This window comes from Ferrovibrio terrae, from assembly GCF_943371255.1.
In the GTDB taxonomy this organism is placed as follows: domain Bacteria; phylum Pseudomonadota; class Alphaproteobacteria; order Ferrovibrionales; family Ferrovibrionaceae; genus Ferrovibrio; species Ferrovibrio terrae_B.
Window position 1 is genome coordinate 1 of the sequence record NZ_CALRUC010000145.1, and the last position, 9366, is coordinate 9366.

Annotated in this window: 12 protein-coding genes, 2 tRNA genes and 1 riboswitch; of the genes, 5 read left to right on the plus strand and 9 right to left on the minus strand. The window is 63.8% G+C overall.

Annotation, left to right across the window (positions count from 1 at the left end; genetic code table 11):
- The 7 genes from dctP to AAG799_RS20805 form a co-directional block, all read right to left on the minus strand.
- The coding region (gene dctP, locus AAG799_RS20775) for a TRAP transporter substrate-binding protein DctP (RefSeq protein ID WP_341898867.1) at positions 1–392 on the minus strand (392 nt) is incomplete at its 3' end.
- 24 nt (positions 393–416) lie between these two features.
- Positions 417–1229, minus strand: a complete 813-nt coding sequence (locus AAG799_RS20780) for a GntR family transcriptional regulator (protein ID WP_341898870.1) — start codon at positions 1227–1229, stop codon at positions 417–419.
- A gap of 148 nt (positions 1230–1377) precedes the next feature.
- Positions 1378–1454: transfer RNA gene (locus tag AAG799_RS20785), tRNA-Arg, on the minus strand.
- 68 nt (positions 1455–1522) lie between these two features.
- Positions 1523–1819 carry an ETC complex I subunit gene (locus AAG799_RS20790; RefSeq protein WP_341898871.1) on the minus strand — a complete coding sequence of 99 codons (297 nt, stop codon included), beginning with the start codon at positions 1817–1819 and terminating at the stop codon, positions 1523–1525.
- A 57-nt stretch (positions 1820–1876) separates the two neighbouring features.
- Positions 1877–1953: transfer RNA gene (locus AAG799_RS20795), tRNA-Pro, on the minus strand.
- A 100-nt stretch (positions 1954–2053) separates the two neighbouring features.
- On the minus strand, positions 2054–2539 hold the full coding sequence (locus AAG799_RS20800; RefSeq protein WP_341898873.1) for a DUF192 domain-containing protein: 486 nt from the start codon (positions 2537–2539) through the stop codon (positions 2054–2056).
- The gene (locus AAG799_RS20805) at positions 2536–3651 is read right to left on the minus strand and encodes an acetoin utilization protein AcuC (protein WP_341898874.1); all 1116 of its coding nucleotides are present in this window, start codon (positions 3649–3651) and stop codon (positions 2536–2538) included. The genes AAG799_RS20800 and AAG799_RS20805 overlap by 4 nt, the downstream gene beginning before the upstream one ends.
- Positions 3652–3712: 61 nt before the next feature.
- Positions 3713–3820: riboswitch (TPP riboswitch) on the plus strand.
- On the opposite strand from AAG799_RS20805, the gene AAG799_RS20810 reads away from it, so the two are divergent.
- The 4 genes from AAG799_RS20810 (at position 3819) to AAG799_RS20825 (ending at position 6910) form a co-directional block, all read left to right on the plus strand.
- Positions 3819–4556 (plus strand): ABC transporter ATP-binding protein, encoded by a 738-nt coding sequence (locus tag AAG799_RS20810; RefSeq protein WP_341898875.1) that lies wholly within the window; start codon positions 3819–3821, stop codon positions 4554–4556. It overlaps the preceding riboswitch by 2 nt.
- Entirely contained in the window at positions 4553–5326 is a 774-nt protein-coding gene (locus AAG799_RS20815; RefSeq protein ID WP_341898877.1) for an ABC transporter permease, read from the plus strand. The genes AAG799_RS20810 and AAG799_RS20815 overlap by 4 nt, the downstream gene beginning before the upstream one ends.
- 25 nt (positions 5327–5351) lie before the next feature.
- Positions 5352–6290, plus strand: a complete 939-nt coding sequence (locus AAG799_RS20820; protein ID WP_341898879.1) for an ABC transporter substrate-binding protein — start codon at positions 5352–5354, stop codon at positions 6288–6290.
- Between the two features lie 74 nt (positions 6291–6364).
- The gene (locus AAG799_RS20825; protein ID WP_341898880.1) at positions 6365–6910 is read left to right on the plus strand and encodes a PAS domain-containing protein; all 546 of its coding nucleotides are present in this window, start codon (positions 6365–6367) and stop codon (positions 6908–6910) included.
- 85 nt (positions 6911–6995) lie between these two features.
- On the opposite strand, the gene AAG799_RS20830 is transcribed toward AAG799_RS20825, so the two are convergent.
- Both AAG799_RS20830 and AAG799_RS20835 read right to left on the minus strand, forming a co-directional pair.
- Entirely contained in the window at positions 6996–7661 is a 666-nt protein-coding gene (locus AAG799_RS20830) for a cold-shock protein (RefSeq protein WP_341898881.1), read from the minus strand.
- Positions 7662–7769: 108 nt separating this feature from the next.
- Positions 7770–8522 (minus strand): hypothetical protein, encoded by a 753-nt coding sequence (locus AAG799_RS20835; RefSeq protein ID WP_341898882.1) that lies wholly within the window; start codon positions 8520–8522, stop codon positions 7770–7772.
- Between the two features lie 118 nt (positions 8523–8640).
- Between AAG799_RS20835 and AAG799_RS20840 the strand changes: the two genes are divergently transcribed.
- Positions 8641–9267, plus strand: a complete 627-nt coding sequence (locus tag AAG799_RS20840) for a carbon monoxide dehydrogenase subunit G (protein WP_341898884.1) — start codon at positions 8641–8643, stop codon at positions 9265–9267.
- The last annotated feature ends 99 nt before the right edge of the window (positions 9268–9366 follow it).

The following is a 9366-nucleotide window of genomic DNA, read 5'->3' on the forward strand; positions in this document are numbered from 1 at the left end:
TCATAACCAGACGCGATATCGCGGAACAGCTTGGAATCGCGATACGCCTTCCAATGGCTGTAATCCCGCAGAATGAAGGGCGCATTGGTGATGGCGATCGGCTTGTGAATCGAACCGGCAAAGGCAACACCGGTATAGATCATGTCGACGGTACCAAGGCCCAACGCTTCGTTGATCTGGTTCTCGTTGCCGAGCTGCGATGCCGGGAACACCTCGATCTGATACTTGTTGTTGGTGCGTTTGGCGATTTCGGCGGCCGCCCAAACGGCCTCGGTATGATAGGGCTCCGGTGTCTCGTAGACATGTGCCCATTTCAGCTTGGTCTGCGCTGCGGCCGGCAACGCAACGGCAAAGGCTGCCGCAATGGCAAAGCCCGTTACTATTCTTTTCATGTTTCTCTCCCTTGTTTCTGAGTTTTACTGACTACTGGTTTTTCGCCCGGCTGGCCCGGGCAAAAGGAAAACTCCCGCTTCATCGACAAAAAAATCAGGATTGCGCCGGCGAATATCAGGCAGGCTGTGGTCCAGCCCATCCAGATGGCTGCGCATGGCCGCGATTGCCCGCTCGGCATCGCGCTTTTCCATCGCGGTGAGCACGGCAGCATGTTCCTTGGTCACCCGCAGCATGCGGCCGCCTTCCGGCAGGGTCAGGTGGCGGATGCGGTCGACCTGCACCTTCACCTGGTTAACCAGTTGCCAGATGCCCGGATAACCGGCGGCTTCGGCGATGGCGGCGTGAAAAGCCTCGTCGGCGGCATGGAAGCCCTTGCGATCATCGGCCTTGGCCGCCTCACGCTGGCGCTCGACCAGAGACCACAGACCGGTGATCTGGCTCTTTGTCGCCCGCCTGCTCGCCTCGCGCACAGCCACCTCTTCCAGCGCCTTGCGGATGACGATGGCCTCATTCAACTGCGCATAGGGGATGCGGCTGACCGTCGTGCCGGATTTCGGCACGATCTCAACCAGCCCTTCATCGGCCAGCCGCAGCAAGGCCTCGCGCACCGGTGTGCGGCTGACGCCATATCGGCTGGCCAGATCGTTTTCCGACAGGCTGGCGCCCGGCTGGATGCGCAGGGCGATGATGTCCTCATGCAGGGTTTCATACACCAGCACGGCCGAGGTCGCGCGCGGCGCCTGACTGGGGCGGCCAAGCCTTGCCTTCGCCGGTGGCGCGATGCGCGGCCGGTTGGGCTGCCGCTTGGCGGCTGCTTTGCGCGATGGCTGTGGCACTGACTGCCCGCCTCCCTGACGCGACGCCGTTATCCGGCGCCTCTCTTGTTTCCATATCTTGTATGCAAGATATGGCTGCATCCATGCAAGCGCGAAATGCAGCCGCTTTGCACGTGTTTATGGGTGCAGCGCAGCACGATGGGAGGGATGGCGTGCCCTGGTGGATTCGAACCACCGACCTGCCGCTTAGAAGGCGGCTGCTCTATCCAACTGAGCTAAGGGCACTTAGGTAAAACACTAGAAACGGCAACGGCCGGCGAGGCCGGCCGTTTCGGGCACCTCGCCAACCGGATTTAGCGGATTCTGGTATACGCGAAGTTATCGGCATAGGCGCGGCGGTTCAGCTTGCGCGCCTGCGGCTCTTCGATCTCGTAGGCGATGCCGCGCTTGTCGGCATAGGCCACCGCCTCTTCCTTGGTGTCGAACTTGAGCGTCAGTTGGCCCAGCGTGCCGGCGGCGCCGGTCCAGCCCATCAGCGGCTCGACGAAACGGCTGTCCGCGGTGTCGTATTCCAGAACCCACTGGCGGGTCCGCGCCTTGCCGGACTGCATGGCGGTTTTGGTCGGTTGATAGATACGCGCCTTGGTCATGCTCAAAAACCCCTGATCCTGCCAGCCTGGCATGTCTGGCGATTGGCCGGGCTATTATGGTCGGGGTGACTGGATTCGAACCAGCGACTTCTTGCTCCCAAAGCAAGCGCTCTACCAGACTGAGCTACACCCCGCCCTAAATAGCGGAAAAGCGTGCGCCTTTTAGCATGAAGCCGGGCCGGCCGGCCAGCCTTCCAGGGGGCTGCAGAGCCCGGAAACGCCGTTCAGGCAGGGTCAGCGCTTGGGGGCCCGGCCGAAAATGGCGTGGTCCACCGTGTCGCCTGGCTTGATGCCCAGCCGGGACACCGTGCCGCCATTGACCTCCAGCACGGCCCGGACAGGGCCGGTGGAATTGACCCCGCTTTCGTCATGGGGGATTGCACGCTGGTGGATGTTGAGGATCGTGCCGTCAGCCTTGATGAACAGCATGTCGAGCGGCAGCAAAGTATTGCGCATCCAGAACGACGCCATCTGCTCCTGCTTGAAGTCGAACAGCATGCCGGCATCCGGCGCCATGCTGTTGCGGAACATCATGCCGCGCGACCGCGACATGTCAGTGTCCGCCAGTTCGACGCGAAAGCGCTTCGGACCCTTTGCCGTGTTAATGACCAGATCGCTCTGCGGCAGGGTCGGCTGCGGCTGGGCCTGGATGGGGGATGCAATGACAGCGGCGAGCAAAACCATGCCGCATAGAACGGCAAACCAGCGACTGAGTTTCACGCCTTCATCCTCTCTTTTACGCGACGCACCAGCCCGCGCACATCCTCACGTACCACACCCTGTCGCGGCGCATCGCCCAACGTCACGAACCAGTGCTCGGGTGGTTCACGGCCGGCGCTGCGGCTCCAGCTCAGGGCCCGCAGCAGGCTTTCCGCGGCCGGCGGCAGGCGGTCGGGTTTTTCCAGGCCGTTCAGCTCGGCCCAGATCCCGGTCCAGCAACGCGCCACCGACCAGGGATTATAACCGCCGCCGCCAAGCACCAACAGGCGGGATGCCAGGGATTTAAGCGCTGCGACGGCATGCCACAAGGCACCATTCGACAATGTCTGCTTGCCGAGCGGATCGTCGGCCAGGGCATCGGCACCGCACTGGATCACCAGCGCGTCGGGCGCAAAGGATTCCACCAGCGGGCCGATGGCGTCCTCGATCAGGGCTGCCATCTCGTCATCAATCATCCCCGGCGGCACCGGGAGATTGAACAGGTTGCCGGCGCCCTCCTCGTCCAGGCGGCCCGAATGCGGCCAGCGGCCGGCTTCGTGCACCGACACCACCATCACCCGCGCATCAGTGGCAAAGGCATCGGCGACGCCATCACCGTGATGGACATCGAGATCGACATAGGCGATGCGCGACAGGCCGCCATCCAGCATGGCCAGGATCGCCAGCACCGGGTCGTTGAAATAGCAGAAACCCGAAGCCTGCGCCGGCCGGCCGTGATGAGTGCCGCCGCCGGGACTATAGACGATGCCGCCATCCTTCAGCAGGCGGTCGGCGGCAATCAGGCTGCCGCCGACGCCCGTGGCCGGGCGGCGGAACATGGTGCCATAGATCGGATTGCCGCCACGGCCGAGATTGAAGCGCTCGGACTCGGCTGCACTGATGCTGAGGGTCCGCTCGGCAGTCTGGACCGCGGCGATGTAATCCTGATGGTGAAAGCGGCCAAGCTGGTCCGGCGTGGCAGGCCGGCTTTCGCGATACTGGCCCGGCTGCAGCCAGCCCAGCGCATCGACCATATCCATTACCGTCGATACGCGCGGGATCGACAGCGGGTGCTTCCCGCCCAGGCTGGAATGCCGGTAAATCTCGTTGCCGATGAAAAGAGGCTGATGCATAGGCAGAATCTAGCGGCCCGGCGGGCCTTAACAAGCCACCCGGTCGGCCTATAATGGCGCGTTGCCTCTGAGGGGGAGCCGATGGGCGGCTGAGAGGTCCGGGTTATCCGGACGACCCCTCGAACCTGATCCGGTTGATACCGGCGTAGGGATCAGCGGCTTTGCCATTGCACTCTTCCCTGTCTCCCAGCCCCACTCCGTCTGCCGGCTTCCACCTGGCAGGGCCGGCCTTTGCCTATGGCCATCACCCGGTCCTGGCGCCCTTTGCGCTCGATCTGGCGCCGGGCGAGACCGTTGCCATCCTGGGTACCAGCGGCTGCGGCAAGAGCACCCTGCTCCGGCTGCTGGCCGGTCTGCTGCCGGGCGGCAGCCCTGCCCTCGCCGGTCAGGTCGCCTGGATGGCCCAGCAGGATCTGCTGCTGCCGTGGTGCAGCCTGCTGGACAACGTGCTGCTGGGCGTCCGCCTGCGTGGCGAGCAGCCCGATACCGGCCGCGCCATGACCCTCCTGGGCCGGCTGGGACTGACCGACTGGGCTGATGCCTTTCCGGCGACCCTGTCGGGCGGCATGCGGCAGCGCGCGGCACTGGCCCGCACCCTGATGGAAGACCGCCCCCTGGTGCTGATGGACGAGCCCTTCTCGTCGCTGGATGCCATCACCCGTGCCGCCATGCAGTCCCTGGCCAGCGCATTGCTGGCCGACCGGGCCGTGCTGCTGGTCACGCATGATCCGGCTGAAGCCTGCCGCATGGCCGACCGTGTCTTCGTGATGGCCGGCCGGCCGGCGCAACTGAAACAGATCGCTGTGCTGGAAGGCCCGAAACCGCGCGACCCGCTGATGCCCGAGCTGTTGCCGGCGCTACGCGCGATCCATGCCGCGCTGGCCACGACGGGCGCCGCCACATGATCGCCCGGCTCCGCCCGCTGCTGACCCTGTGCGGCCTGCTGCTGTTGTGGCAGGCCGTGGTCACGTTGTTTGCCCTGCCGCCCTATATCCTGCCGGCACCGCATCGTGTCGCGCTCGCCATGATCGAGCATGCAGGTCTGCTGCTGGGTGAAGCCGCTGTAACGATCACTGAAATGCTGCTCGGGCTGCTATTCGGTGCCCTGCTCGGGTGCTGTGCTGCACTCGGCCTGCTGGTCTCGGCGGCGGCGCGGCGCTGGCTGCTGCCGCTGCTGATCGCCAGCCAGGCCATCCCGGTCTTTGCCCTCGCGCCCCTGCTGGTGCTGTGGTTCGGCTTCGGCATGGCATCCAAAATCGTGATGGCCATGCTGGTGATCTTCTTTCCGGTCGCCGTCGCGCTTTATGACGGCCTGCGCCGCACCGATGCGGGTTGGCTGGAACTGGCGCGTGTCATGACAGGCGATGCGCCGCAACATCGCCTGCGTATCCTGCTGCATGTGCGGCTGCGCGCTGCCCTGCCCGCCTTTGCCAGCGGCCTCAAGATCGCCGCCGCAGTCGCGCCCATCGGCGCGGTGATCGGCGAATGGGTCGGCGCCAGCGCAGGCCTTGGTTTTCGCATGCTGCAAGCCAATGCCCGCGTGCAGACCGACCTGATGTTTGCCGCCCTGATCGTACTCGCGCTATGCGCCGTCGCGCTCTATGCCGCCGTCGATGCCTTGTCGCGCCGCATGCTGCGCTGGCAGGCCGACAGCCATGCTTCATCCCATTCGTAAGCGTATTCCCGAAGGAGTCATCACCATGAAAAATCTGATCGCCGCTGCCGCGCTGGCCGGTGCATTGATGCCCGGCATGGCCTCTGCCCATGACAAGCTGACCGTGCTGCTCGACTGGTTCGTCAATCCTGATCATGCGCCGCTGGTGGTGGCCAAACATACCGGCATCTTCGACCGCCATGAGTTGCTGGTCGACCTGATCGCGCCGGCCGATCCGAATGATCCGCCGAAGCTGGTTGCCGCCGGCAAGGCCGATGTCGCGATCTCGTATCAGCCGCAGCTGCATGTGCAGGTGGCTCAGGGCCTGCCGCTGCGTCGCTTCGGCACGCTGATCGCAACGCCGCTGAATTCACTCGTCGTCCTGCGCGATGGCCCTATCAAGTCGGTCGGCGATCTCAAGGGCAAGAAGATCGGCTATTCGGTCGGCGGCTTCGAGGATGCCCTGCTCAAGACCATGCTGGAACAGTATGGCCTCAAGCTGAGTGATGTGACGCTGGTGAATGTGAACTTCGCGCTGTCGCCGTCGATCTTTGCCGGCAAGGTGGACGCCACCATCGGCGCCTTCCGCAATTTTGAACTGAACCAGATGGACATTGCCGGCAAACCCGGCCGCGCCTTCTATCCGGAAGACTTCGGCGTACCGCTGTATGACGAACTGATCCTGGTCGCACATAAGGACAAGCTGAAGGACGACCGCCTGATGCGCCTGCTCGACGCACTGGAGGAAGCCGTCGCCCTGATGCACAACGAGCCGCAGAAAAGCTGGCAGGCCTTCATCAAGGAGAGCAAGAGCCTGGACGATGAGCTCAACCGCCGTGCCTGGGCGGCCACCCTGCCGCGCTTTGCCCAGGCACCACGCGCCCTGGATGGCCGGCGCTACAGCCGCTTCGCTGACTACCTTGTTAAACAGGGCCTGATCCCGAAAGCCCTGCCTGTTGCTGATTATGCCATCGAGATGCGCTAGGCGTTATACGCAAGGGCTGGCCAAAACCCGCAAAAACTGTGCTAGGATTGGGCAGTGGCGTCAGGGAGGCAGCAATGCAGCGACCGGATTACGCCAAGCTTGATCCGCAGTTCGCCAGAATGCGCGACTATCTTGCCGGGATCGCACCGCCGGGAAAGCTGCCCGGTCGGCAGCATGTCGATCCGCTGGCCATTCGTGCCATGCTGGCGTTCACCAATCTCGTCGATGTGATCCGTGAAGATGGCAAACTGCGTTTCCGCTTTCGCCTGATCGGCACGGTGCAGAGCACGGCGGCTGGCCGCGAAATCAGCGGCCGGTATCTGGAAGATGCCGTCCTGCCGGAATTTGCCGACCGCATCCGCGCCAACATGACCGCTGTGGTGGAACAGGGCCTGCCGATCTATGACCGCTTTGGCATGCCGCATCCGGATCGTGATTTCATCGATACCGAACGGATTTATTTCCCCCTCGCCCGGGATGGAAAAACCGTCGACATGCTGCTGATCCTCAATGGCTACCCTGACGAAGCCGAGAAGCGTGCGGCGAGCGGCGCATCGGAAGGCCGGCCACCGCAGTTGCGCGCCACTCCGCAGCCGCCGGGCCACACAAAACCCTTATAGCCAGAAGCTGGCCGGAAAAATGAAAACGCCGGCGGAGTAATCCGCCGGCGCTGCCTGATCGGCTGATGCCACCCGATCCGCAGGATCACTCCATGCGGATTTCGGCAACCTGCGGGCCCTTGGGCCCCTGACCGATACGCACCCGGACCGACTGGCCGGGCTGCAGTTCATTGATGCCTTCGCGGCGCAGCACTTCCATATGGACGAAGATGTCCTGCTGGCCATCGCCGCGCGACACAAAGCCATAACCCTTTACGGCGTTGAACCATTTGACCTTGGCCTCGAAGAAATCGCCCTGGGCCACCACCGAGGGGAAACGGGGTGCGCCACCGGCGGCGCCGCGATCACCGAAGCCACCGCGATCGCCAAAGCCGCCACGGCTGCCACGATCGCCGAAACCACCGCGGTCACCAAAGTCGCCACCGCCGAAACGGGGCGGACGGGGCGGACGTGGGCCGCGGTCACCGAAGCCGCCGCCGGGTCCGCCGGAAGACGGTTGTGCTGTGCTGGTATCTACGGAAAGAACGCGTACGGCCTGCATACCCTTGGGTCGCTTGGCAACCTCAAGGAACAATGTCGAGCCTTCTTCGATGCTTTCGTAACCGGCCTGCCGCAGGCAGGAGAGGTGAAGAAATATGTCTCCGGAATTGTCGTCAGGACTGACGAAACCAAAGCCTTTGACTGCGTTGAACCACTTGACCTTGCCGGAAATCTTGACGATCTCGGCGTCGCCGAAGCCCCCTTGATCCACTCTTTTAGTCCTTCATTAGCCCCACTACGCAACGAACCGTAACACCTTTTGCGGGCGGTGCCAAAACGATTCTAACAAGGCTTGCGGAGGGTTAGGCCCCGATCAGCCCTAGAGCGTGGGGCCTTCGACGCGACGTTTCGGGCGCCATCGGGTGACCGATCGGCCGTCGGCGGTGAACCGCACTTCCTGACTGTCCGGCGGTGCGGCGCGCAGGTGGCCGGCAGCCTCCTGGACTGATGCCGTCTTGGGCGCGGCCTGCTGTTGTCCGGGCTTGGCCGGCTGTGCTGTCCGCACCGCGCGGGTCAGCGGATGAGCGGCGTCGATGGCATGTTCGGCGATCTTGGCCCGCACCGCCTCTTCGAATGGCGGCAGGACAACCGGAGGCGCCGGCGCACGGCGAGCACCCGGGGCGGCAGGATGGCTCACGGACCGAACGGTGGCGGGTTTCGGGCTGGCACGATGCAAGCCGACGGAGATTTCACTGCCGGGGCCATTCTCCTGCGCCTTGCGCCAGGCCGGGTCGCCCACCACCAGCTTGTGCAACGCAACCGCCGGCAGTACGCCGAAGCGCTTCCAGAATCCCTCAAGGAAGGCCTCGGAGGTCTCGCTCAGGGAGGGGCTCCAGGGGTTTTCGATGCCGGCCTGGAACACCAGGTCCAGCGTCGGCTCGATCGGGCCGTCATCGCCCACCAGGAAGGTGGCGGGCATCAGCTTGGCGCCCTCGCGGGCAATGGCATAATGGGCCTGGGCCAGGTACAGCAGCCACCGCAGCTTGGGCAGCGACATGGTGATGCGCTCGGTGGCGGCACGCTCAAGCAGCCAGAAACTTACATCGATGCCGGAACGCGTCGCGGGAACCATAGCACGCCTATCCTTGCACTGGACCTGAACCTAGTTATGTCCACCCTAGGCGGCTAATCTTAACAGCCCGTGAATCGATTTTCCCAGTTATTTACTGTTTTGATTTTGGAGGTTTGTCATGGAACTGACCGGCGAACAGATCATCCCCGCCCCGCGTCAGGCGGTCTGGGATGCCCTCTACGACCCTGAAATCCTGCGCCAGTGCATTGCCGGCTGCGAAAGCATCACCAAGACCTCGGATACCGACTTCGAAGCCACCGTTCAGGTCAAGGTCGGCCCCGTGAAAGCCCGGTTCAAGGGTAAGGTCTCCCTGGGCGACCTCGATCCGCCCAACAGCTGCACCATCTCGGGCGAGGCCCAGGGCGGCGTTGCGGCCGGTTTTGGCAAAGGCAATGCAAAAGTGCAGCTGACCGATGCTGACGCCGGGGCCACCCGCCTCACCTATGCCGTGAATGCCCAGGTGGGCGGCAAGCTGGCCCAGATCGGCGCCCGCCTGATCGATGGTGTCGCCGCGAAAATGGCCGAGGACTTCTTCGCCAAGTTCAACCAGCTGGTCGGTACGCCGTATAACGTAGCGGCAACACAGGATGGCGGCGCTGCCGTTGAGCCCAGTGCTGCCGCTGCATCACCGTCTGCTGCAGCGCAACCAACGCCGGCAGTAACTGGCGGGATACCAAGCTGGCTATGGATCACGGGCCTGATCGTGATCGTATGCGCAGCTACAGTCCTGATCCTGCGCAGCTGAGATCATTCCGCAGTTTGCAACTTGACGCCCCTCGCGCCTTGCGCCCAAAGTCTGTCCAGGTGAAGCGCGCGATATGCCCCACATTGAATCCGCGCTCCA

What these genes read in the sequence shown, in the direction of transcription:
- AAG799_RS20840 (WP_341898884.1), top strand. Translation starts at nt 8,641, where the DNA reads ATGGAACTGACCGGCGAACAGATCATCCCCGCCCCGCGTCAGGCGGTC.
- AAG799_RS20835 (WP_341898882.1), bottom strand. Translation starts at nt 8,522, where the DNA reads ATGGTTCCCGCGACGCGTTCCGGCATCGATGTAAGTTTCTGGCTGCTT.
- AAG799_RS20805 (WP_341898874.1), bottom strand. Translation starts at nt 3,651, where the DNA reads ATGCATCAGCCTCTTTTCATCGGCAACGAGATTTACCGGCATTCCAGC.
- AAG799_RS20815 (WP_341898877.1), top strand. Translation starts at nt 4,553, where the DNA reads ATGATCGCCCGGCTCCGCCCGCTGCTGACCCTGTGCGGCCTGCTGCTG.
- AAG799_RS20790 (WP_341898871.1), bottom strand. Translation starts at nt 1,819, where the DNA reads ATGACCAAGGCGCGTATCTATCAACCGACCAAAACCGCCATGCAGTCC.
- AAG799_RS20820 (WP_341898879.1), top strand. Translation starts at nt 5,352, where the DNA reads ATGAAAAATCTGATCGCCGCTGCCGCGCTGGCCGGTGCATTGATGCCC.
- AAG799_RS20825 (WP_341898880.1), top strand. Translation starts at nt 6,365, where the DNA reads ATGCAGCGACCGGATTACGCCAAGCTTGATCCGCAGTTCGCCAGAATG.